25 protein-coding genes are annotated in these 24,488 nt (G+C 36.8%); 13 read left to right on the top strand and 12 right to left on the bottom strand.

Annotated features, from left to right (window positions below; all coding sequences use genetic code 11):
* A partial coding sequence (locus HQN83_RS03900; protein ID WP_173088752.1) for a transposase occupies window positions 1-299 on the top strand: 299 nt, incomplete at its 5' end.
* 153 nt (window positions 300-452) lie between these two features.
* Here the strand turns inward: HQN83_RS03900 and HQN83_RS03895 are convergent.
* The 5 genes from HQN83_RS03895 to HQN83_RS03875 form a co-directional block, all read right to left on the bottom strand.
* Window positions 453-971 carry a hypothetical protein gene (locus HQN83_RS03895; RefSeq protein WP_246254227.1) on the bottom strand — a complete coding sequence of 173 codons (519 nt, stop codon included), beginning with the start codon at window positions 969-971 and terminating at the stop codon, window positions 453-455.
* Between the two features lie 70 nt (window positions 972-1,041).
* Window positions 1,042-1,836, bottom strand: coding sequence for a metallophosphoesterase family protein (locus tag HQN83_RS03890; protein WP_173088750.1), 795 nt, complete (start codon window positions 1,834-1,836; stop codon window positions 1,042-1,044).
* Window positions 1,837-1,876: 40 nt separating this feature from the next.
* Window positions 1,877-2,533 (bottom strand): YdeI/OmpD-associated family protein, encoded by a 657-nt coding sequence (locus HQN83_RS03885; protein WP_173088748.1) that lies wholly within the window; start codon window positions 2,531-2,533, stop codon window positions 1,877-1,879.
* Between the two features lie 17 nt (window positions 2,534-2,550).
* Window positions 2,551-3,081: an RNA methyltransferase gene (locus HQN83_RS03880; RefSeq protein WP_173088746.1), complete on the bottom strand. Its 531-nt coding sequence runs from the start codon at window positions 3,079-3,081 to the stop codon at window positions 2,551-2,553.
* 37 nt (window positions 3,082-3,118) lie between these two features.
* Window positions 3,119-4,270, bottom strand: a complete 1,152-nt coding sequence (locus tag HQN83_RS03875) for a galactokinase (protein ID WP_173088744.1) — start codon at window positions 4,268-4,270, stop codon at window positions 3,119-3,121.
* Window positions 4,271-4,426: 156 nt separating this feature from the next.
* Here HQN83_RS03875 and HQN83_RS03870 point away from each other — a divergent pair, with 156 nt between their 5' ends.
* Entirely contained in the window at window positions 4,427-5,467 is a 1,041-nt protein-coding gene (locus HQN83_RS03870; RefSeq protein WP_173088742.1) for an aldose epimerase family protein, read from the top strand.
* A 448-nt stretch (window positions 5,468-5,915) separates the two neighbouring features.
* Here the strand turns inward: HQN83_RS03870 and HQN83_RS03865 are convergent, their stop codons facing one another.
* The 4 genes from HQN83_RS03865 to HQN83_RS03850 all read right to left on the bottom strand — a co-directional run bounded on the left by HQN83_RS03865 (window position 5,916) and on the right by HQN83_RS03850 (window position 9,589).
* Entirely contained in the window at window positions 5,916-6,854 is a 939-nt protein-coding gene (locus tag HQN83_RS03865) for a sulfite exporter TauE/SafE family protein (RefSeq protein WP_173088740.1), read from the bottom strand.
* A gap of 124 nt (window positions 6,855-6,978) precedes the next feature.
* The gene (locus HQN83_RS03860; RefSeq protein ID WP_173088738.1) at window positions 6,979-8,346 is read right to left on the bottom strand and encodes an MATE family efflux transporter; all 1,368 of its coding nucleotides are present in this window, start codon (window positions 8,344-8,346) and stop codon (window positions 6,979-6,981) included.
* A 102-nt stretch (window positions 8,347-8,448) separates the two neighbouring features.
* Complete coding sequence (locus tag HQN83_RS03855; protein WP_173088736.1) at window positions 8,449-9,072, bottom strand: AlbA family DNA-binding domain-containing protein; 624 nt, start codon at window positions 9,070-9,072, stop codon at window positions 8,449-8,451.
* A 31-nt stretch (window positions 9,073-9,103) separates the two neighbouring features.
* Window positions 9,104-9,589 (bottom strand): DUF4442 domain-containing protein, encoded by a 486-nt coding sequence (locus tag HQN83_RS03850; protein ID WP_173088734.1) that lies wholly within the window; start codon window positions 9,587-9,589, stop codon window positions 9,104-9,106.
* A 79-nt stretch (window positions 9,590-9,668) separates the two neighbouring features.
* Between HQN83_RS03850 and HQN83_RS03845 the strand changes: the two genes are divergently transcribed.
* The 8 genes from HQN83_RS03845 to HQN83_RS03810 all read left to right on the top strand — a co-directional run bounded on the left by HQN83_RS03845 (window position 9,669) and on the right by HQN83_RS03810 (window position 18,340).
* Window positions 9,669-9,974 carry a phosphoribosylpyrophosphate synthetase gene (locus HQN83_RS03845; protein WP_173088732.1) on the top strand — a complete coding sequence of 102 codons (306 nt, stop codon included), beginning with the start codon at window positions 9,669-9,671 and terminating at the stop codon, window positions 9,972-9,974.
* A gap of 72 nt (window positions 9,975-10,046) precedes the next feature.
* Complete coding sequence (locus HQN83_RS03840; RefSeq protein WP_173088730.1) at window positions 10,047-10,631, top strand: fasciclin domain-containing protein; 585 nt, start codon at window positions 10,047-10,049, stop codon at window positions 10,629-10,631.
* A gap of 141 nt (window positions 10,632-10,772) precedes the next feature.
* The gene (locus tag HQN83_RS03835; protein WP_173088728.1) at window positions 10,773-10,967 is read left to right on the top strand and encodes a coproporphyrinogen III oxidase; all 195 of its coding nucleotides are present in this window, start codon (window positions 10,773-10,775) and stop codon (window positions 10,965-10,967) included.
* A 129-nt stretch (window positions 10,968-11,096) separates the two neighbouring features.
* Entirely contained in the window at window positions 11,097-12,320 is a 1,224-nt protein-coding gene (locus tag HQN83_RS03830) for an MFS transporter (protein ID WP_173088726.1), read from the top strand.
* 81 nt (window positions 12,321-12,401) lie between these two features.
* Window positions 12,402-13,298: an oxygen-dependent coproporphyrinogen oxidase gene (hemF, locus tag HQN83_RS03825; protein ID WP_173088841.1), complete on the top strand. Its 897-nt coding sequence runs from the start codon at window positions 12,402-12,404 to the stop codon at window positions 13,296-13,298.
* A 121-nt stretch (window positions 13,299-13,419) separates the two neighbouring features.
* Window positions 13,420-16,017, top strand: a complete 2,598-nt coding sequence (gyrA, locus tag HQN83_RS03820; RefSeq protein ID WP_173088724.1) for a DNA gyrase subunit A — start codon at window positions 13,420-13,422, stop codon at window positions 16,015-16,017.
* Between the two features lie 32 nt (window positions 16,018-16,049).
* The gene (locus HQN83_RS03815; RefSeq protein ID WP_173088722.1) at window positions 16,050-17,123 is read left to right on the top strand and encodes a tetratricopeptide repeat protein; all 1,074 of its coding nucleotides are present in this window, start codon (window positions 16,050-16,052) and stop codon (window positions 17,121-17,123) included.
* A gap of 68 nt (window positions 17,124-17,191) precedes the next feature.
* The gene (locus HQN83_RS03810) at window positions 17,192-18,340 is read left to right on the top strand and encodes a tetratricopeptide repeat protein (RefSeq protein ID WP_173088720.1); all 1,149 of its coding nucleotides are present in this window, start codon (window positions 17,192-17,194) and stop codon (window positions 18,338-18,340) included.
* 411 nt (window positions 18,341-18,751) lie between these two features.
* Here the strand turns inward: HQN83_RS03810 and HQN83_RS03805 are convergent, their stop codons facing one another.
* The gene (locus tag HQN83_RS03805; RefSeq protein ID WP_173088718.1) at window positions 18,752-19,618 is read right to left on the bottom strand and encodes a hypothetical protein; all 867 of its coding nucleotides are present in this window, start codon (window positions 19,616-19,618) and stop codon (window positions 18,752-18,754) included.
* A 136-nt stretch (window positions 19,619-19,754) separates the two neighbouring features.
* Window positions 19,755-20,012, bottom strand: coding sequence for a hypothetical protein (locus HQN83_RS03800; protein ID WP_173088716.1), 258 nt, complete (start codon window positions 20,010-20,012; stop codon window positions 19,755-19,757).
* Between the two features lie 105 nt (window positions 20,013-20,117).
* On the opposite strand from HQN83_RS03800, the gene HQN83_RS03795 reads away from it, so the two are divergent.
* The 3 genes from HQN83_RS03795 (at window position 20,118) to HQN83_RS03785 (ending at window position 23,378) form a co-directional block, all read left to right on the top strand.
* Window positions 20,118-20,591, top strand: a complete 474-nt coding sequence (locus HQN83_RS03795) for a glycosyl-4,4'-diaponeurosporenoate acyltransferase CrtO family protein (RefSeq protein ID WP_217277303.1) — start codon at window positions 20,118-20,120, stop codon at window positions 20,589-20,591.
* A gap of 166 nt (window positions 20,592-20,757) precedes the next feature.
* Entirely contained in the window at window positions 20,758-22,917 is a 2,160-nt protein-coding gene (locus tag HQN83_RS03790) for an FUSC family protein (RefSeq protein WP_173088714.1), read from the top strand.
* Window positions 22,918-22,967: 50 nt separating this feature from the next.
* A complete protein-coding gene (locus tag HQN83_RS03785) occupies window positions 22,968-23,378 on the top strand; it encodes an organic hydroperoxide resistance protein (RefSeq protein ID WP_173088712.1) in 411 nt (136 codons plus the stop codon).
* Between the two features lie 80 nt (window positions 23,379-23,458).
* Here HQN83_RS03785 and bioB read toward each other — a convergent pair whose 3' ends face one another.
* Window positions 23,459-24,469: a biotin synthase BioB gene (gene bioB / locus HQN83_RS03780; protein WP_173088710.1), complete on the bottom strand. Its 1,011-nt coding sequence runs from the start codon at window positions 24,467-24,469 to the stop codon at window positions 23,459-23,461.
* Window positions 24,470-24,488: the final 19 nt, after the last annotated feature.

The raw sequence follows: 24,488 nt of genomic DNA, 5'->3' as shown, positions 1-24,488 counted from the left end.
ATCAAGCCAAAAATTGCAACAATTGCCCACTAAATGGCGCTTGCCACAAATCCAAAGGCGACCGCTTGATAGAAATCAACGAAAATCTGCAAAGACATAAGCAAAAAGCACATCATCTACTCAATACCGAGCAAGGAATCCGCCACAGAAAGAAACGATGTCATGATGTAGAACCTGTTTTTGCCAATATCAAACAGAACCACGGGTTCCGCAGATTCATGCTCAGAGGTAAGCAAAAAGTAGAAATAGAGTGGGGATTATTGGCAATTGCACAAAACATAAGGAAAAAAGCAGCTTAAAAGAGCTGTTTTTTGTACACTTCAAGAAATATTCAAAGAAAAAAGGCATAGTAAGGAAATACTCAGGACGGATCTCACAACAAACAAAAAAGGAAGCCGTATCATCTTTTGATTAATGATACGGCTTCTTTTATTTTTTACAACGGTTCCGTTTTAAAACTTTACACGCATGCCTATTCCTAACTGAAAAATATCAGTGACAGTTAGTGCAGAAGTATTTTGGAAGTAATTGATCAGATAAAAGTCATTAGTATTTGCCTCAATATAAAGACCAATAGCTCTGATACCAATATTTTTCAGCAGCTTTTTTGCATCTAGCTCAATCTCGCTACTGAAAGCAAGATGTGGACGTAAAGCTTCGGACCAGTAATAATAATCATGGGCATATTGTCCGCTTGGAAACTTGAAGGACAGGTCTTTATGAAAAGTATAAGTAGCAAATATTGCGGGATTAAAAGGATAAAATTTTCCCCAATCCTTTACTTTAATACTCCAGGGTCTATAACCAAATTTAGCAGTAGCTATATTCAAAACCCCACCTTTACTACCTGGTACGAACCCATAAAGCAAATCTAAATTACCTCTTTTATTACCAAAAAGCTCATAACCTACACCTCCGCTAAAATAACCGATACTACCGGCATACTGTACAATTGCCTCATCTGGAATCAAAAACTTAAAATTTTGTGCTGATATTTTAGTACTAGTCAATAATAATAGCAGTAAAAAAACGAAACGGAACTTAAAAATATACTCTCTCAAAACTTATTTTATTATTTACAATCTGTACAACTAGAAATTCATTATTTGCCATTGCGCTTGTGATCACATACGGGATACCCGAATTATCCGGATAAAAGAGCTTGTAGTTATGGGTATGTGCGTGAAGTGAGGCCAGGAAGCCAGGAGTTTCGGCAAATGTGCTGGTATAATCCTTGATTAATTTACCATCAAAATCTTCTGAATTAACGGGAACATGAGAAATTGCAACATAGCCGGTAACTCCAGGAGATGGCTTAAGTTCATTCTTTAACCATGGGATGTTAGGTACCTGACCATTAAAATTATATTCTCGACTATTGGTATTGTGACCGATAAATTTTATACCGCCATATACAAATGAATAATCGAGTTCGCCGAACATGTGTAAAAAGGCTTCTTTACCTCTTGCGGTTTCATCATGATTTCCAATAACAGCAACATAAGGTGGGTTAAGATCTTCTAGGGTTCTTGAAATCCAAAGCATTTCTTTTAATACTCCGAATTCGGTAATGTCACCGGCCAGAACTACAAAATCAATACCTTTAATGGCATTCACCGCTTTACAGAATTTAACGGTTTCATCACGGGATTTCTGAGTATCGCCAGTTAAAACAAAACTTACGGTATCATCGTTTTCGCCAGTACCCAATTTTTTGAGATTGGTGGCATTTACATCTTTTAAAGAAAGTCTATCAAATGATTGATTTGGGCTAAACTCGAAATGGTTACAACTTGCTAAAGCAGCACAGAGCAGAAACAGTAAAAAAATTCGCATACCACAAAGTAAGGGGATATGCGAATAAGCTATGTCAGAACTATTTCATAGTCGGATTTTTTTTACCCGCCAATAACATTTCAATAGTTTTTTGCAATCTGGTGTTTTTGGTCAGTTGTTGTTTGGCAGTAAGTATCCAGAGTACATATTCTTTTTTGTGAGAATACGCTAGCGCGTCAAAAAAAATCTGAGCTTCCGAATATCGCAAAAATAAGGCGGCCAATTCAGGTGGTGCAGTTACCTTTTTATTTTCTACATCAATAAATTCAGAAAACTCGTTGGTCTTAATTTCGTTGTTTCCAACTCCTGAAGTTTTTACCTGATCAATTGGCTTAATTCGAAGACCCGTCCAGGTATCGTCAATTGCTGCCGAACCACAAGGAGTGAGTTTATACAAATCCAGCTCTTTCCATTTTTCCATCTTCAAGTCAGTAACTATTCCCGAAGTCTTTTTTGGATAGGCCACCCAAACTGTTTTTTTATCATCAATTTTTGGAGCCCAGGTTTTTAACTCTCTGATTAATTCCGAACTATCCTTTACAAAAAGTAATAATCCATTATAGTCATCAGCTTCTTTGCCAACTAAAGTTATAGAACTAGTGTCGCCTAAAATAGCAACACCATTTTCCGGAGCATTTGCAAGTAAAACCTTAAAGCCAGGTTTAAAATACATTTTCTTTAATAAACCGTTCTCCATAAGCTATTGAAATATTTTTATAGCCTTAATTTAGCGAAGAAATCCCAAAGAACAATACCGGCAGAGATCACGATATTAAAAGAATGCTTTGTGCCAAACTGCGGAATTTCGATACATTCATCAATTTGAGCCATAACCTCATCACTAACCCCGTTAACCTCATTTCCAAAAATCAATGCATACTTCTCAGAAAAATCAGGTTTGTAAGTATTTAGCATAATGCTACCGGCAGCCTGTTCAATTCCAATGATCCGATAACCATCTGCTCTCAAAGAAGTTACGGCATCCAAAGTAGTTTCGAAATGAACCCACGCTACAGATTGGGTAGCGCCGAGTGCAGTTTTTTCAATTTCTCTGTGCGGAGGCTGAGCCGTAATTCCGCACAGGTATAATTTTTCGATAGCAAAACCATCAGCCGTTCTAAAAACAGAACCGATATTGTGCATACTTCGCACATTATCTAATACCACGATTACCGGTAACTTATCCTGTTCTTTAAATTCATCAATCCCAACTCGGTTTAGTTCATCTAACTTTAGCTTCTTCATCAAATACCTTTAATCTGTTTAAGCAGCAAAATTAAGATTAAATAGCAGAAGCACCATTACCAATTTCACTTATATATATTGCAGGATTGTAGCCAATACGCGCTGCATAGAAGTCTGTAAGTTTTTTTTCAAAATCGTCTTCCTGTCCTTTTTTAAGCAGAGCGATAGCGCATCCACCGAAGCCGGCACCAGTCATACGTGCGCCAATAACATGCTCATAATCAGTACAGAAATCTACTACTGTATCAAGTTCTACTCCAGTTACTTCATACAAATCTTTTAATGATTGATGAGAAGCATACATTAAACGGCCAAACTCCTGTAAGTTACCTTCATTCAATGCTTTAGCAGCCAAGTTAACCCTGTCATTTTCTTTAACTACGTGAGTTGCCCTTTTTAAAACAGTTTCATCAGTAATTAAATGGCTGTGTAATGCAAATTTCTCTGCATTTAGCTCACATAAATTATTAAGTTTAATTTCCTGATTTATTTGTTCAAGAGCAGTCTGGCATTCGGAAACTCTTTCATTATATTTAGATTCCGCCAGTTTACGAGGTTTATTGGTATTGATAATAGCCAATGAATAACCATCAAGATCGCAGTCAACTATTTTATATTTTAAAGTATCGCAGCTGAGAACTATTGCTTTATCCGTTTCTCCGAAAGCAACAGCAAACTGATCCATGATGCCGCAATTAACACCAATAAATTCATTTTCTACTTTTTGAGCCAATAAAGGAATCTCAATTTTTTCATAACCTAAATTGAAGTAATCATTTAAGGCATAAGCCATTGTTACTTCAATAGAAGCAGATGAGGATAAGCCGGAACCGATTGGAATATTACCAAAAAACAAAAGGTCTAAACCTGTAGGTATGGTATGTTTTTTTGAGATTTCGTTAAAAACCCCCAGTGGATAATTAAACCATTCTGAACCTGTTTTGGTATAAGATGGCTGTAACTCAATTTCTGCGGTTTCTTCGAAATTTAAACTTTTAAATCTGATTACATTATCGTTATTTGGAGCCATAATTAACCACGTACCTAAAGTAACTGCACAAGGCATTACTAAGCCACCATTGTAATCAATATGTTCGCCAATTAAATTTACGCGACCCGGAGTAAAATAATGTGCTGTTGCTTGCTGTCCATACTTTTCAAAGAATTTATTGGTTAATTCCGCTTTCATTGTAATATTTTAAATTAATGTTTTAGTTTTAATAAAGTATTTATAGTATTGTTTGAAATAACAAGTGGTTCTAAAAAATACCTGGCCCTAAATATACAATTATGAACCGAATGGTACCGGTTCGACTCGACATAAAATGCATTTTATTATATATAAATGAAGACTAAATTAGTAAAGACCGGTAAAATTATAGACGGCAAAGAAATTGTTGCTGTTGAATTAACAAATACCAAAGGAACATATGTAAAAATATATAACTATGGCGCTATAATAAGCAGCTTTGTAGTCACCAATAAAAATGGAGAAAAGCAGGATATTGTATTGGGATTTGATGAATTTGACCAATACATCAGCGATGAATATTTAGCAAGTTACCCTTATTTAGGAGCTGTTGTCGGCCGTTATGCCAACCGTATTAAAAACGGAAGATTTACAATTGATGGTGAAGCATACCAACTGTCGCAAGCTAAAGGCGGCGACTGCCTGCATGGTGGCGACACTGGTTACGACAAGAGGGTATGGGATGTTTTATCTACCATTGATCCAACTGTAACACTTCAATACGTAAGCCCAGATGGTGAAGAAAATTTCCCTGGAAACCTAACCATCCAACTAACTTTTAAATTAACTGATGCAGATGAATTAATTCTTGATTTTAAAGCAACTACAGATAAAGCAACTGCGATCAACTTAACACATCATGGTTATTTTAATCTTGCTCCTGCGGGAGGTTCAATTGCTAGGCACCACCATAGAATGCCTGCAAGCAATTACCTTGAACAGGATGATAATTATGTAGTTACGGGTAAGCTCATACCGGTAGAAGGTACGCATCACGACTTTTTAGGAGGTAAGGAATTTGGTAGAGATTGGGATCCTGAAGAAGGATACGACCAAACTTATGTATTAGATAAACAATATGGTGAACTTACATTAGCTTCTGAAACAACCGAAGAGACAGGTGGATTAAAGCTTTCTGTATACACTACCGAACCTGTTGCTCACTTGTACACTGCCAAATATCTTAACGTAAAACATGGTAAAGGCGGAAGAAATTATGAAGCTTTTGGTGCGTTTTGCGTTGAAACACAACACCATCCAAATGGTATTAATATCCCTGAATTTCCAAGTACGGTGCTAAGACCTGGCGAAAATTATGCTCAGACTACTATCTATAAAATAGAAGTATCCGCATAGAAAACCTTAATTCTGGTGGTGTTCTCAGACTTTTATAGGACTAGAGTCCTATAAAAGTCCTACAAGAATCCTAGCTGAGTTTAAGTGCAGGCAAACAAGCTATAGGGAAGAATTAGAAACTAGTTTCAATTTTCTACTTAGTTTTTAGCCAAAACGTATTGTTTTTTATCGCACATCATACATTTGTACCGTTTAAGCGGTACCCAAAAAAGAACTGTCTTTACAATTCTTTGCCGAGGAATCCGGTAATCTAATGGTTTTGAGCAATTGCGACAGTAATGTTTTGTTAGTTCTGTTGTATTCTGGTCCATGGGTAACACTAATTTAACAATAATATATTACATACTAGTATTCAGAGTGTTAATTTGGATGACAATACTAAAGAGCGTTTTATTCTATTGTAAAATTAAACAATAGTTTTTTAACTTTTATTAAGACAATAAGGTAATTAGATTAATTTATCGACAAACATCCAGATGATTCGAACACTGGATATAATCACAATTACCCCAACTCCGATAAACATCTTTTTAATTGGAAGTTTACCCACCAAACGAGCTGCTAAAGGTGCTGCGATCACGCCTCCGACAATCAATCCCAGTATCGATTGCCAGTGACTAACACCTAGAATAAAGAAGAATGTAATCGCACTAGCCATGGTTACAAAAAACTCGGTTAAGCTAACTGATCCTATTACATACTTAGGTGTACGGCCTTTTGAGATCAGGGTAGAGGTAACCAATGGTCCCCATCCACCACCACCAAAAGAATCTAAAAAACCTCCGGCACCAGCAAGCCATCCGGCACGTTTTACCTTTTGTGGTTTCTGTTTTTCTTTAAATGCATTGGTTAATATTCTAATACCTAATAGCAATGTGTAAATTGAAATTACCGGTCTTATCCAACCTGAAAATGCTTCGCCCGCATATCCCAATAATATCGCTCCTGCAATTGCACCCAATACACCGGGAATTAGCAATGTTTTAAAAAGCTTTTTATTCACATTACCAAAGCGATAATGACTAAAACCTGAAGCTCCACTTGAGAACATTTCTGCAGTATGGATACTACCAGAAATTACTGCCGGATTTAAACCACCCGATAATAGGAGCGTTGTAGAGATTACCCCATAGCCCATCCCCAATGCTCCATCAACTAATTGAGCCATAAATCCTACCAGAAGCATCCATAGAAACTTCTCATCAAGTTGACTGTAAATATCTTGACCAAATGCAACAGCCTGTTCGTAAGTGAGGTTTGTATAGATAGCAAGACCGATAAACAGCGCTGCCAGTATAAAAAGGCATAGATAAGCGATTCGCTTCCATTTACTTTCTTGTAGTTTGTTGTTTACGGCTATTCTAATCTGGTTTTCGCGGATACTCATTAAATCTATCGAATTAGTCGACAATATTAATTCAACTTTCTGAATAAACAAAATTTTTATTGATAAATCTGTCGATAGCTATTGATTAATAGTGAAATAGGGGGGCTGGAAGAAGTTAATTTAACTACATCGCTGTTTTGGTAAGCAAAACCCTGGTTTTGCTTTGAAACCTGAGAAACAGTAGGATAGATGCAGTGAGCAATCCAAATGTTAAGCCATACCAAATTCCATTTACACCCATATCTAGCTTGATCCCCAAAAGATAGCCCAATGGTATACCGATAACCCAGTAAGCAACAAAGGTGATAAATGTGGGTACGTTTACATCACCAATACCTCTTAACACACCTAAACCAACCACCTGGGTGCCATCAAACAGCTGGAAAAATCCGGCAATGATAAGTAGCTGAGCAGCAATACTAATTACGGCGTTATCTTCGGTATAAAGAAAAGGCAATAAATTGTTTGCCAATATAAAAAACAGTGCTGTTATTGCCATAAACAACAATATTACATGGTAGCTAGCAATAGCTGACCGTCTCAGGTCCATAAAATTGCGTTTTCCAAAGTTATTACCAGTTTTAATGGTTGCAGCAGAAGCAATCCCACTAGCCATCATGTAGGTAATAGAAGCTAGATTTATAGCCACCTGATGAGCCGCCTGTTCCACTGCGCCTATGGTTCCGATAAGAATAGCAGCACCACTAAAGGCACTGATTTCAAAGGAATATTGTAATGCCACGGGGCCACCAATTTTTATGATTTTAAGTGCCCGTACTTTATCAAAGAAACTAAGCTTAAATTGCTTAATATAAACCTTAAAAACTGGTGATCTTAAGACATATATAGACATTACGATTGCCATAACGGTACGGTCAATCAAGGTACTCCAGCCAACACCTTTTACACCCATAGGAGCTATTCCAAACATGCCTTTAACAAAAATAACCCCCAGAACAATGTTAATTACATTACCCCAGATAGACACAAACATCGCTTGTTTGGTGAAGCCCAATCCTTCGGCAAACTGCTTAAACGTTTGAAATATCATTAATGGAATGATAGAGACACCAAGAAGGCCCAAATATGGTTTTGCATAAGCAACAACTTCAGGCGATTGACCAATATGATCTATAACCAGCAAAGTACCCAAATGCACAAAAGCATAAAGCAATAAAGAAATAAAGAAGTTTATAATCAAACTGTTAGAAAGCAGCTTACCACATTCTTCGTAGTTTTTACGCCCACTTTCCTGAGCTATTAATGGTGTTAAACCATAAGCTAGGCCCATACCCAAAACCAGGATGAGCATAAACAAGCTGTTTACCAATGAAACTGCTGCCAGCTGAATTGTACCTGCAAAATGACCTACAATAACACTATCCGCCAGGTGCGCCAGGGTATGACCTAGCTGAGAAACCACGATAGGCATCGCCAATCGCAAGTTATCAGAATAATAGGGCTTGTATTTATTATATAAGGTAGTTAGCATTTTGGCAAAAGTCGGCTATTTTATTGTGATTTATGAAAATACAGTACGCTTTTACATCACATATTTAAAATAATGATATTCAAATAACCAAGTAATCTTGTTTTACATGGTCGTAAAAAACTCTTCTTTTTCTGATGTATTGGGTTTTAAAACTCCACTTAAAATGAGGCTAACCAATATTTTCTGCGCCTGTCGGTACGAACTTCGGGTAAGCTTACTAAACTGCTTAAGGGTAATTCGGCCTTCCTGATTAAGGTGCTCAAACAACTTTTTTTCCTGTTCAGTATAAGTAATTAGTTCGCCCTCGGTTTTACCACTCTTCTTTATAACATCAACTATAATCTTACTGGCTAAAATACTTTTGTCTTTTACTCTGTAATATACCCACCATTTCTTATTTTCATCAAGCGCATAATGAGGTTTTGTATCGCTTTCAGCAATTTTTACAACAAGTACTAATTTATCATCAACATAAATCTCTTCAAAATCGGGCTCTATTGCGGGTTTACAGAACTGGTGTGCCGATTTAGTAATCATATAACGCTCCTCATCTTCAGATTTTACACCTTTAATGCTGCCATCATCGGCCACCCCAATAAGCAGCTGCCCGCCCTTATTATTGGCAAATGCAACCAGACTTTTGGCAATTTTTTCGTTATTAGTAATCGTCTTCTTGAAATCCAGTGTCGTTCCTTCGCCTTGCAAAATTAGTTTCCTGATATTCATTTTGTGTATGTTCTTAAGCGAATAGTGATATTTAATAAGCTATCCTGGGTTGCTCGCCCTGATGAAGATTGCGTACATAAACCTCGTTCATTACCGTTGCGCATATCTCACCTTCTGCATTAGTGATCTCCATTGGATAAGCTTTAACAAATTTCCCTGAAGTATTTAAGGCTTCGATGGCATCATTCAGCATGTCATCTGTAACGGTTATGGTAAAGTATAAATTACCTCTGCCAGGCTTTAAATATTGTATCGAAGCACTCTTTAACCAAACTCTCACTTTAAAACCTTCTCTTTGAAGCAATTGATCAAAAAGTAAAGCATAAAATGGATCTGTGGCTGCATAGATTGTACCACCAAATATAGAGCCGTTATAGTTTTTATTAAAGATGCTTTTATTGATTTTCACATCAACACCCCTAAATCCTTTGTGAAATTTTTTAACCCATATACGCTGAAACAGCATGGGAGGGTATAAACACAAGCCCCACTTAAGGGTTTTCTCTGATACAACCATGATGCTTAAATATCAGAAAGTTTATTGAACTATGAAATTTTATGTAGCAGGATAAAGTAATTTTTTAGTAAATTAGAGTATGTATATATATGACACCCTTACAGCTGCTGTATCTGACCTTGAAAAACGGGGTTATGAGTACGATTTTACGCTTAGCGCAGAATTTATTGAGTGCAAATCCATAGATATGCAGTTAATGCCTGAGGAATTTGAGATTGATGAATTTTACAGATTTGAAGGTATGAATGATCCCGATGATAGCGCCGTGATCTATGCCATATCATCACCTGTAGGAAATCTGAAAGGGGTATTGATTGATGCTTATGGTGCTTATGCCGAAAATGTTTCGCCAGAACTGCTTGATAAATTAAAAATGCATCAGTAAAAATCCGCTTTGTTGTTATTCTCGTTTATAGGTGAAGAAAACGAAATACTTAAAACAACAAAACGAAATTTTATGAAAAAGCAATTTTTAAGTTTAACTGCAGGTTTAGCCTTATTGGCCCTTGTTTCAGCTTGTAACTCTTCTAAAACAGCAGAAACGACTACTGATACTTCAATGACTACTGTTGATACTACCGTAGTTGTAGAAAAAGGAGTTGAAGTTGGTGGAGCAATGATGGTTCCTTCAAAAAACATTGTAGAAAATGCGATGGGGTCAAGTGATCATACCACGCTTGTAGCAGCAGTAAAAGCAGCTGGTTTAGTTGAAACTTTAAGTGGAACTGGTCCTTTCACGGTATTTGCGCCAACCAATGAAGCATTTGCAAAATTGCCAGCCGGGGCGGTTGATAATCTGTTAAAACCAGAAATGAAAAAAGACCTGACCAGTGTACTAACTTATCACGTGGTTCCAGGTAGCTATAAATCTTCTGATCTAAAAAATGGAATGGAACTTACCACTGTTCAAGGTCAGAAACTCAAATTAACTGAGAAAAATGGCGAATGGTGGGTCAACGATGCAAAAATTACCATCGCTGATGTGATTTCCAGTAATGGGGTAACCTTTGTAATAGATGGTGTTTTAATGCCGAAAAAATAAATAATAGTTAATTTTTTAAAGGCTTTTCTGATAAAACGGAAAGGCCTTTTTTTGTGTTATTCATTGATCAGTTTAAAATAATTTAAAACTTTTAGGGTTTGGCCTTGTTGATTGTGCAGTACGTAAACTAAAATCAATCCTATGAAAAAGTTAATTTTAAGTCTTGCATTTGCTGGATGCTTAACAATAGCGGCATCCTCCTGCAATTCAACAAAGAATATGTCGGGGACAACAGACAGCACCGCTGTCGATACAAACATTAAACCCGTTGACACTACTAAAAAAATGCCTGTTGATACTACAAAAACACTACCTGATACAACTATAAAGCAATAGCAGGCTTTAAAACGAGCAATTATAAAAACCGTGTATTTAAGCTTATTTTGCTTAGATACACGGTTTTTTTATGAAATGTTTTATCAGAAATAAATTTGTTTGTACTTTCAGCAACCAAACAAACTTTATATGATTAACAGCAAACAGAATAAGGGCGTATTCTTATTAATTCTGGTAGCCTCATTGGGCTATTTTGTAGATATATACGACCTGCTTTTATTCCTCATTATTAAAAACAAAAGCTTAGCCTCGTTAGGTGTTCCGGCAGATAAAATTACCGAAACCGGGCTGTATTTAATGAACTGGCAAATGGCCGGCTTACTTATCGGAGGAATTTTCTGGGGAGTTCTGGGAGATAAAAAAGGCAGACTTTCTGTATTGTTTGGCTCTATAATCATGTATTCTCTGGCTAATATTGCCAACGGATTCGCAACCACCATCCCAATGTATGCCGCACTTAGGTTTATTGCCGGCATTGGTCTGGCGGGTGAGCTTGGAGCAGGCATTACACTGGTTAGTGAAAGTATGAGTAAGGAAAAGAGAGGCTACGGTACCATGCTGGTAGCCGGAATTGGTCTTATGGGCGCAGTGGCAGCTTATATAGTAGGTGATCTTTTTGAATGGAGAACAGCTTTCTTTGTTGGGGGTGGTCTGGGCATCATTCTATTGCTATTAAGATTTGGTGTTTTTGAATCCGGATTATTTGAAAAAATGTCAAAAAAAGAGGTTGCAAAAGGCAATTTCTTTATGCTGTTTTTTACCTGGAAACGATTCTTAAAGTACTTAAGCTGCATACTCATTGCTGTTCCGCTATGGTTTGTAGTAGGTATTCTTGTTGGTATTGCGCCTGAATTTGGCAAAGCTTTAAACGCGGTAGACATTCTTGACAATGGAAAAGGTGTAATGTTTACTTACATCGGTATTTCACTGGGCGACTTTTTAAGTGGTGCACTGAGTCAGGTTTTTAAAACCCGTAAAAAGATAGTTTTCATATTTATAACCCTTACATTCTGCACCATGTTGGTGTACCTGTTAAACACAGGATGGACGGCAACCGGTTTTTATACCTTATGTGTGTTCTTTGGTTTGTTTACAGGTTACTGGGTAGTGTTTGTAACCATCGCCGCAGAGCAGTTTGGAACAAACCTGCGTGCCACAGTAACTACCAGCGTTCCAAATATGGTAAGAGGTTCTTTAATTCTGGTAACCATATTATTTCAGTTTTTAGTAGTAAAAATGGGTATTGTAAACGCAGCATTGTGTTTGGCAGTACTCACAGTAGGACTTGCATACATCGGTTTGTATAATTTAGATGAGACTTACGGTCGTGATTTGAATTTTGAAGAGGAGTAGTGTCAAAAAAATGTACTATCTGAAAATTAAAGGAATGATGCCTTTTTATTAAGGTTAACTTTGGTGTATAGTTTTAAAGAAATGGTGTTTAAAGATAGAGTAGTTGAGGCTTATCAGCAAATTCAGGATCAGATTTGCAAAAGCCTGGAGTTGGCGGATGGTAAAGCCAAATTTGAAGAAGAGATTTGGAATAGAGATGGTGGCGGCGGTGGTCGTACCCGTATTATGCAACATGGCAATGTTATTGAAAAAGGTGGAGTTAACTTTTCTGCTGTTCATGGTAAATTGCCCGATGCAATAAAAAAGGCATTTAAAGTAGATAGCGATGAGTTTTTTGCAACAGGCGTATCTATTGTAATGCACCCAAACAATCCATTTGTACCGATTATCCACATGAATATCAGGTACTTTGAGATGAACGATGAAACAAGATGGTTTGGTGGCGGTATAGATCTGACCCCACATTATATTATCGATACTGATGCCAGGTATTTCCATCACCTTTTAAAGCAAACCTGCGACCAATTTGATGCTTCTTTTTACCCTAAATTTAAAGCTCACGCAGATGATTATTTCTTCATTAAACATCGTGAAGAAACAAGGGGAGTAGGCGGTATTTTTTACGACAGATTGAAACCCGAAAACACAGGTTTATCATTTGATCAGCTTCTTGATTTTTCCATCGCCGTTGGCAATACATTTATCCCTGCATATACTGAACTGATTGATAGAAACAGAGATAAGGAATTTGATGAGCATCAACAGGAATGGCAATACCTACGAAGAAGCAGGTATGCTGAATTTAATTTGGTATATGATGCCGGAACAAAATTTGGTCTTGAAACCAATGGTAGAATTGAATCAATATTGATGAGTTTGCCACCGATGGCCAAATGGGTATACAATCACCAGCCCCTTCCTGACAGCGAAGAATCGTATACTTTAAGCAAGCTTAAAAAAGGCATTGAATGGGCCTGATAATAGCCTAATTTTTACTTTAAAATTTTTCCACAATGCGCCTTAATGGCGCTTTTTTTATTAGATTCGCAAGGTTATAAGAATACCACATTTAAATCGTTCTTAAGGAACATTACTATTTATGGCAGAAGATTTAGAAAATCAAGAAAACGACAAAATAATAAGGATCGATATTGACGAGCAAATGAAATCAGCTTACATCGATTATTCGATGTCGGTTATCGTATCAAGGGCTCTACCTGATGTACGTGATGGATTAAAACCTGTACACCGCCGGGTGTTATTCGGTATGCTCGATTTAGGATTAGCAAACAATAAACCATATAAAAAATCTGCGCGTATTGTAGGTGAGGTACTGGGTAAGTATCACCCACATGGTGATTCATCTGTATACAATACCATGGTAAGGATGGCTCAGGAATGGAGCTTACGTTACTTGATGGTTGAAGGACAAGGTAACTTTGGATCAATTGATGGTGACTCTCCGGCAGCAATGCGTTATACGGAGGCTCGTTTCCAGAAGATAGCTGAAGATATGCTAGCTGATATCAATAAAGATACAGTAGATTTTCAGTTTAACTTTGATGATTCATTACAGGAACCTACAGTTCTTCCTTCAAAAGTCCCGAACTTATTAATCAACGGATCATCGGGTATTGCAGTAGGTATGGCTACAAATATGCCTCCTCACAACATTACTGAAACAATTAATGCAACTATAGCCTATATTGAAAACAATGAGGTTACTGTTGCTGAATTGATGAAACATATCAAAGCACCGGATTTTCCAACAGGAGCCATAATTTATGGCTACAATGGTGTTCAGGAAGCATTTGAAACAGGAAGAGGCCGTATCGTTATGCGTGCCAAAGCTGAAATTGAAACAACAAAAGACCGCGAAACCATTATCGTTACTGAGATACCTTATCAGGTAAACAAAGCAATGATGATCGAGCGTACTGCTGAACTTGTTGGTGAGAAAAAAATTGAGGGAATTTCGAACATTAAGGATGAATCTAATAAAGATGGTATCCGTATTGTTTATGAGATTAAACGCGATGCCAATGCTTCAATAGTATTAAACAACTTATTTAAGCAAACTGCTTTACAGACCTCATTTAGTGTAAATAACATTGCACTTGTTAAAGGTAGACCTCAATTACTAAACTTAAAAGATCTAATTCAATATTTCGTTGAGCACCGTCATGAAGTGGTGATTCGCAGAACGAAGTTTGAATTGTCTGAAGCACAAAAACGTGCACATATCTTAGAGGGCTTATTAATTGCGCTTGATCATTTAGATGAAGTAATTAAATTGATCCGTAACTCAAATACTCCGGAAGAAGCGAGAGTAGGTTTGATGGAGAAATTTGGATTAAGTGATCTTCAAGCCAGAGCTATTCTTGATATGACACTCCGCAGGTTAACCGGTCTGGAGCGTGATAAAATTAAAGATGAGTACAACGAGTTAATGAAACTTATTGAATACCTACAGTCTATTTTAGATGATGAAGGTAAACGTATGGAGATCATCACCAATGAGCTTATTGAAATGAGAGATAAATACGGTGATGAGCGTAGAACTCAGATCGTACACTCTGCAGAAGACATGAGCATGGAAGACTTCATCGAAGACGAGGATGTAGTAATTACCATCTCTCATGAAGGCTATATCAAACGTACTCCTGCAACTGAATACCGTACTCAGGGAAGAGGTGGAAAAGGTTCAAAAGGCAGTGATTCAAGAAATGAAGATTTCATTGAACACATGTTAATTGCATCAAACCATAATTACATGTTGTTCTTTACAGAAACCGGTCGTTGTTTCTGGTTAAGAGTATACGAAATTCCTGAAGGCTCTAGATTAAGTAAAGGAAGAGCAATACAGAACATCATTAATATCCCTAAAGAAGAAAAAATTAAAGCCTTTATTAAGGTTAAGAACCTTAAAGATCAGGAGTACCTTGAGAATAACTATATTATCATGTGTACCAAAAAAGGAACAATTAAGAAAACTTCTCTAGAGGCCTATTCGAGACCTAGGGTTAATGGTATCAACGCTATAAACATTAATGAAGGAGATCAGTTACTTGAGGCAAGCTTAACTACCGGAACAAGTGAAATTGTTATGGCATTACGCTCTGGAAGGGCAATTCGCTTTAACGAGGAGAAAGTTAGACCTATGGGTAGAACTGCTACCGGAGTTCGTGGTGTAACGCTTGCACATGAGAATGATGAAGTAGTTGGCATGATTGCTGTTAATGATCCGGGAGCTACTGTTCTTGTTGTATCTGAAAAAGGTTACGGTAAACGTACTGACATCGAAGATTACCGTGTTACAAACAGGGGTGGTAAAGGTGTTAAAACCATTAACGTTACTGAAAAAACCGGAACTCTTGTTGCAATTAAAAACGTAACTGATGCAGATGACTTGATGATCATCAACAAATCAGGTATCGTGATTAGAATTGTAGTTAGCGAATTAAGAGTAATGGGAAGAGCAACGCAAGGTGTTCGCTTAATTAACTTAAAAGGTAACGACGAAATTGCTTCTGTTGCTAGAATAGATCATGATGAGGATGAAGTTGAAGAAACAACTGAAAGCCACATTGTGGTAGACGGCGAGGCGCTTGAAGCGGCTCCTGAAGAGGAAGCCACTGAAGAAGCTGGCGAAGAGGAAGCAGATGATGAAGGTGCTGAAGAGGAAACTGAAGATTAAAAATCAAAATTGTTGAACATATATTAAATAAAATGAAAAAGATACTTTTTAGTTTATTATTTGTAGGTGTTGCCACACTTGCTAATGCGCAAAAGAGTGAAGTAGAAGCTGCCAAAAAACAATGGGCACTTTTGTCTCTAAACAAAGACAAAACTTTGGCTGACAATTTAAAAACTTTGAATGAAGGCTTAGGTCATACTGACAAAGCAATTGCTCATGAAAAATCTAAAGACTTAGTAGAATCATGGTCGTACAGAGCATTATTTGCATCAAGAATCGCTTTAGTTGATTCATTAGATGCTGCTAATTCTTCTGCAAATCAAAAGATCGCTGAAGAGGCTTTAGAAAAAGCAAAAGCTTTAGATACTAAAGGCGCTGAAAAGGATAACATTGAAAATGCAAGGTTAACTATTCAAGATGCAATGAGAAACAGAGGAATCTATGCTTATCAAAAGAAAGATTTTGCTGGTGCCTTAGCCGCATTTAATGAAGTAACTGCTAGAAACCCTACAGACACAGCAATGTTTATCAACGCAGGTGTTGTAGCAAAAGAAGCAAAAAACTATCCTGAGGTAGTTAGAAACTTTAAAAAAGCTATTGAGTTAAATTACAAAGATTCTAAAATGCTTTACTCCGACATCATCAAAACTTCTTTTGATGAGATAAAGGATAGCGTTGCGGGTATTGCCTTGCTACAAGAAGCATCGGCTAAATATCCTGAGGATCCTTATTTCATCGGTGTTGAAACTGACATCTATCTAAAAAGAGGAGATATCGCTAAATCTCAGGAAATGTTAAATAAATTGGTAGCAAAAGAGCCTAAAAATGCTAACTATCAATCTTTGCTTGGAGATACTTACTACAAACAAGCATTAGCAATCCAAACTCAAAGAAATGCTTTAGATCCAAAGAAAACTAAAGAATTTAATGAGTTGGGTATTAAAATGACTAAATTCATTGATCAGGCAATCCCTTATTACAAAGCAGCCCTTGATATTGATCCAAAACATGTAAATACTTTGGAAAACTTAGCAATCATTTATGCGTTTAAAAATGATAACGTTAATTATGAAGCCATTAAAAAAAGACTGTCTCAGTTAAAATAAGGACAATAGTTTTTTTTGAATATGAAAAGAGGGATAGGTTTATCCCTCTTTTTTTTTAAGTTTGTATTATGAGTAAGATATCTTTTTTTAGCACTATATTTTTAGTTATAACAACTTGCAATCTGGCTTTTTCTCAAAAGAGTCAACTTTTAATTGCCAGAAATAGCGTGGGTAAATTACAAATGGCCATCAACAAAAAGCAGGATGCCAATGCACAGCTTGGGATAATAGGGGAAGGGATAAGGGCAAGTGAGGCTGCACAGAATGATAAAAAGACAAAAAAATGGCCTGAAACCTGGGCAATAAAAGCTTATTTAAGCTCGTATGTTGCAATAACAGATCCAAATGAAGGTAATTCAGATAAATATTTTGCTTCGGCTATCGATGCAATTGATTCGGCAAAAAGATTAGATAGATTCCAAACTAATACACGTTTAATACAAGCTGCAGTATACAATATCAATATAAAGAAACAAGAAAAAGCAAATGCTGCGTTTGCAAAAAATGATTTCACTGCAGCATTTGGTTTACTGAAAGAAGTGAGTGATTTTTTCCCAAAGGATACAGCTTTGGCAATAAATACAGCCCTAGCTGCGCAAAACATCAGAGGATTTGACAATGCCTTAGAATATTTTAAAAGAGCCAAAGAAAATGGTGCAAAAAACCCAGCTATATTTCAGAATCTTGCGAACATTTACACTTCAAAACTAGATGTAGATCAAGCGATTAAAACGCTTGAAGACGGTATAAGGCTAAATCCAGGTGACGTTAATCTTAATAATAATTATATAAACTTATTGCTTGACAATGAAAGATACAATGAAGCAGCAAAGGTTATTGAAAACACACTTAAAGCTGATACTTCAAACAAACTATTGTATTTCTTGTATGGATACCTGCACCAAACCGGTTCTGGCTTGGGAACTGCGGAATTAGCATACAACAAAGCGCTTGGCATTGATGAAAATTATTTTGATGCTTTGTATCAGTTAGGCGTTGCTTACATACAATCTGCCAATGAAGCTTTAAAATTAAATAGCGCTGATAAAAACCAAAAGTTTACATCGTTCATAAACAGAGCTGAAGTTTCTTTGCTACAAGCTCATGAAATCAATCAGAATGATAAACCGACGGTTCAGCTGTTGATAGAAATCTACACCCGAAAGAACAAACTTGATAAAGTTCAGGAGCTTAAATCTAAGCTGGAAGAATTCTAATATCTAATTTCATTTTAAAACATTATTATTAATAATACCCCTTCTAAAGGGGGTATGTATTTTATTACTTAACATAATATTAATTATAATTCTTTATATGGATCAGCTTGGCTTGGTGCAAATTCCATGGTTATTTATGAGTTGTCCAATTCAATCGATGAGTGTTAACAAAACAATAGATGATTCTAAAGAGATATTAATACAAAAAATCTGATACATTGAAAATCAATTTATTTGCAGCTAATCAGGTTACGGAAAAGGTTTACCCTACGGGTCAAGTCTAGGTTCATTAACAGACACGATCAATCATAGGCCGATAAAAGCTGGATGGAACCGCTGGGATAAATTACATCAGACTGAACATATTACTATCCTTTTTTATTGATGCCAGCCGGAAAACTAGCTGATAAGCTAAAGCCCGCCCTTGGTCACTACATACTTGGCCTTCTTAGATATAATCCATTTAAGATTGCCTTTGGTGTTCGGACCTGTGATTTCAAGCATATATTCTGTAGCGTTTACTGTCGACTTCGGGTAGCTCTTATCGATAAAGTATTCCATTTTGCCGGTTCCGGTACCTGTCCCGATTAGCTTAACCATTTTACCCTGAGCTTCTTTTTCAACGTTCAAACTAAATGCTGATGTAATATCAAAATAGGCCAAGTTACCTTTTATAGCGATAAGTTTATAGGTCACCTTCGTCGGATAATTCATATCAATACCAAAATCAGGCATATTCATGGCATTCACATCCTCATCCTGACTAAACGTATCACCTACTTTCATCGGCCGATCTGGAAAATTTAAATGTTTTGGCATTCCTCCTGTTAAGTGACTAACTGCATTTTTGACATCATCGGCGGCCGTGGCTGTATCCAAAGACATTTTACCTGCTGCGTCAATTTTTCCATTAACCCTTATCCCTTCAACTGGAGGCATTGGAGGTATTGGGGCCTCAGCTCCATTTAATGTAGTTTTTGTTGAAAATTTACGACCGATCAGCGCGACCGGAAATCTACCAGCAGTCATGGCATCCGCTTTTAGGGTGATACCCCATTCAGTGGTCACGACCATAATTAAGGGATGGTCTGTCATGTCTGCTTTTTTCTCTGCACCGACACTCTGGTCAATTAAGATGACTTTCAAATCGATAGAGTCCTTAGAGACAATTTCGTAGGTATGCGCAGGCAAGTATTTGATCTTAAAAAGTATAGGTTTTTGTGCTTTGGCTATTGCAGACAGCAAGACAAGAACAATGAGCAGGCTAGTTTTAGGCATAAGAGTCATTAATTTGTTTTCGTAATATACTATAAAATCTTACATTCAACAATTCTGGCCTTAAGTCAGCATAGTTCACCAAAAGTGACGAAGAACCACTATGCAGCGGAATATCCAACAGTAAATCATTATTAAACTAATTACCTGAATCAAAGCTATTATCGTCCTCTAAATATCGAATAGCTTTTTGGCCAAAAGAAGTTATTGCCTTTTTTATGTCGCTCAATGTTTTATACTCTCTCGATTTGGATAGGTGGTTTAATAAGGAAGTTCCAGTGACTCCATATTCAATGCTCAAAGCTCTTTTTTCCTGTGAAGAAGGTAAAAGCAGTTCTATCCAATTTAGTATTCTCCTATTAAATTCAGGTATTCCTTCTATATTTTTTTTCATCATATCTATTTATGTGTTTGTTGGAAATCACAATTTTTTTTGGACACCACATTTACTATTTTCGTTGGACAAACAAAGAACCTTTAAAGCAAGTACGACGTCTCAATCATGAATAAGTATCTTACATTTAGTCTCTCCATCGCTTTTATTTCTTGGATCATTGGCATGATCATTACTGCTCTACTTTCAAAAACTGACTTTTATCAGCAAAGGCTATCAAACCTAAACTTCATCAAAGATGAGAAGGTTAATGAAATGCTTGGCCTGGAGCCGTTCAAATGGATAATCATGAATAGCTTCTTTAAGTATTTAAATCCCAAGTTATCAATCACAAAAAGAATTTTGATGAGTGAGCTGGGAGAATATAGGTTAGAAATGACGAAAGCTGAACTCAGTCATCATTTTGCCTTCCTGTTCATGGGGATATTCATCCTAATCAAAATAATCCACGGCTTGTACCTTTTTGCCATAGTGATGCTGATAGTCAATATTTTAATGAACCTGTATCCAAGTTTATTGCAACAGCAAAACAAAAGACGAATTGATCGATATCTCTATATATTGAATCAACGATCACTCTAGAACCTTATTCGCTGACTTGATTAGAAAATGTAGCATTTTAGTTTTAAGGTAATGTGATTCATAGGTCTTACTATCAGATTTTTTATTATTTTGCAATAAGTGATTTGCTAATACATAGTTTTAAAAATTGTCAAATTATTGGTATTTGATCCGCTAAATTTGCAATATGTTTGATCGTCCCATAAGAAGTATTCATGATTTCCTACTCAGCACGTACTTTGCTGATGGCCTGAGAATTACACTTGGTATACTTTGTCCATCCTTAATTCTTGCCCAATTTGGAATGCTTCAATTTGGAATGACTGTATCATTAGGTGCACTCTGTGTGAGTGTTGTTGATTCACCAGGTCCAATTATACATCGCAGAAATGCAATGTTAATTACGACAGTTTTAATTACACTCATATTTATAGTAGTTGGCCTTACAAATAAAAACATCTATTTTACTGGTGTTGTAATTGCTGTTTTTAGCTTTGTGTTCTCCATGTTTTTTCTTTATGGATTGAGGGCTGCTTCAATTGGAACAGCTGCATTGTTGATCATGGTATTAAGTATCGATGACATTAGACCATGGACCGAAGTTTTATTCTCTGCCTTGCTTATTTTTGCTGGCAGTGTTTGGTATACGCTTCTTAGTTATTTTTTCTATAGATTAAGACCATTTCGTCTTGTTCAACAAACACTCAGTGATTCAATTCACTCCGTAAGTGAGTTTTTACGTGCGAAAGCCAAATTTTATCGTCAAAACACTGATTATGATGATAATTATGCTGAATTGCTTCAGTTACAAGTTACTGTACACGAAAAGCAGGATGCTGTCAGGGAAGTTTTATTTAAAACTAGAGAAATAGTTAGAGAAACAACTCCGGAAGGCAGGTTCCTCCTACTCGTTTTTGTGGATATGGTAGATCTGTTTGAGCAAGTCATGTCTACTTATTACAATTACAAACAGCTTCATGAACAGTTCGATGCCTCAGGGATCTTAACTCACTATGAATCAGTAATTATAAAGATTGCAGATGAATTAGATGATATTGCTTTCTCTTTAAAAACGGGCAGTACCCCTAGCCTACCTAATTCCCTAATTGAAGATGTGGCTAAGCTAAAAGATGAGATCAGTTTACTTGAAGTTAATAATACGACAAGCCAATATAATACATTAGGAATCATAGCTTTAAAGAATATTGAAGTAAACATAGAGAATATCCTATCTAGGATTAAAACCATTAATGGATATTTCAATAAAAGTGAGAAAAAGAACCTGAAGCCGCGTAAAATTGAAGTAGAGCGGTTTATTACAAGACAAAACATAGATCATAAACTACTTTTTGAGAACATAACTTTTAGCTCTTCAACTTTCAGACATTCCTTAAGGGTAGCTATAGTAATGTTGATTGGCTTTATCGTCGCAAAATCTTTAAGTTTTTCACATAGTTACTGGATACTATTAACCATACTTGTTATATCTAAGCCTGGCTTCAGCCTGGCTAAAAAGAGAAATATAGAACGTCTGGTAGGTACAGTCATTGGTGCTTTTGTTGGTATGGGAATATTGGTCTATATCCATGATAAGAACACCTTATTTGTGATATTACTAGTTTGCATGATAGGCTGCTATAGTTTTCAGCGCAAAAATTATGTAGTAAGCGTGCTGTTCATGACACCATATATACTGGTTTTATTTGATTTTCTTGGACTTGGAGGGCTCTCTTTGGCTCGCGAAAGAATCTATGACACGCTAATAGGCTCAGGTATTGCTTTACTCGCCAGTTATTCATTATTTCCAAATTGGGAATATGAGAAGCTCAAAGAAGCTATGACGGATACCCTCACCGCCAACATAAAATACTTTGAGCAGGTTAAGCTGTTTTATTCTGAGCAGGTTACCGACCTTACCAACTATAAAGTAGCTAGAAAAGAAATTTATGTAGCAACGGCCAACCTTGCGTCTTTGTTTCAGCGAATGTTTTCTGAACCAAAAAGTAAGCAGATTTTGATGAAAGAATTACATCAGTTTACAGCGTTAAATCACCTTTTGTCATCATACATAGCAACTTTATCACTGTACAGCAAAGAGCATGCTTTTGTATTCCCCGAATTTGATGAGTTAAATCCAATAACGCAAAATACGGTCTATCTCTTAAATCTGGCTAATGAGAATTTACTAAAGAATACTGGTGTTGTAAATAATGTTCCACTGATTAGAAGAAATATAAGCACTGTTCCAGAGGAACAAAGTGATGCAATAATTATTGCAGAACAGTTCGATATGATCCAAAAAGTTGCATATGACATCTATAAACTTTCAGAAAAAATCAAAATATAAAACTTTAGCCCTGCCGATGTTGTTATAGTTCCATTGTTTAAATAATAAATATGGAAAAACTATATACTGCATCCGTAATCGCTAAGGGCGGTCGTGATGGACATATCAAATCTAGTGACGGAATAATAGAATTCGATTTAAGAAAGCCAAGAGAGCTTGGTGGACAAGGTGGAGCTACAAATCCAGAGCAGTTATTTGCTGCTGCCTGGGGAGCATGTTATTTAGGCGCATTAGGTTCAATTGCACAACATGATGGCGTTGATACATCAGAAGCGACTGTAGATGTTCAGGTTTCTTTTAATAAAGATGGTAACTCCTTTGTTTTATCAGCAGACTTAGATGTCCACATCCCTGGGATAAGTACAGAAGAAGCTCAGCATCTTGCCGAAAAAGCACACAGGGCATGCCCCTATTCTAAAGCTACAAAAGGCAATATTGAAACCAGAGTTACAGCGCTATAAATTATAACTTAATCACAAAAAAAAAGTTCTATGGCAAATACACCACAGAACTTTTTTTTTGTGATTAAGTTATAATGCTACTAAACTGTAGCTTCAGGTTGTTTATCTGCAATAGTATTTGCTGGCCTGCCGTTTTTAAAGGCATCACGCGTTTTTAAGCCTAACAATTCAAACATAGCCATATCATCAACAAAGGCCGGATTTGGTGTAGTCAATAATTTATCACCTGCAAAAATTGAACTTGCGCCTGCCATAAAGCAAAATGCCTGCTCAAGCGTACTCATTTCATTTCTACCAGCCGAAAGACGAACAACCGAATTTGGCATTACAATACGAGCTGTAGCAATCATTCTAACCATATCCCAAATTGGAACACGTGGTTGCGACTCAAGCGGCGTCCCTTTTACAGGAACCAGCGCATTTACCGGAACAGACTCAGGATGAACAGCCATATTAGCCAATGTTTGTAGCATAGAAACGCGGTCTTCCTCAGTTTCGCCTAATCCAATAATACCACCGCTACATACCGTTAATTTTGCTTTACGTACATTTTTTATAGTATTTAAGCGATCGTCATAAGTACGGGTAGAGATGATACGTTTATAATCATCTTCTGAAGTATCGATATTGTGGTTGTAAGCATACAAGCCTGCATCTGCAAGTCGCTGAGCCTGGTTTTCTGTAAGCATACCAAGGGTACAACATACCTCCATATCCATATCATTTACAGCCTTTACCATTTCAATTACACGGTCAAAGTCACGGTTATCACGTACTTCGCGCCATGCTGCCCCCATACACAAACGTGATGCACCACCCTCTTTAGCTTTAACTGCGGCGCTTACTACCTGCCCAACCTGCATGAGTGGCTGAACCTCTAAATCCGTGTGATAGCGAGCTGCCTGAGGGCAATAAGAGCAATCCTCTGCACAACCACCTGTTTTAATTGAGATCAAAGAACTCACTTGCACTTCAGAGTAGTCTTTATTCTCGCGGTGTATTGTTGCGGCCTCGTAAACGAGATCCAAAAATGGCTTATGATATATGGCTGATATTTCTTCTTTTGTCCAGTTGTGTTTTGTTGGTTGCATATAATAATGAATAATAGAA

Origin of the sequence: Pedobacter foliorum, assembly GCF_013266735.1 — a bacterium.
In the GTDB taxonomy this organism is placed as follows: Bacteria; Bacteroidota; Bacteroidia; order Sphingobacteriales; family Sphingobacteriaceae; genus Pedobacter; species Pedobacter foliorum.
This window is presented reverse-complemented; position numbering and strand designations above follow the sequence as displayed.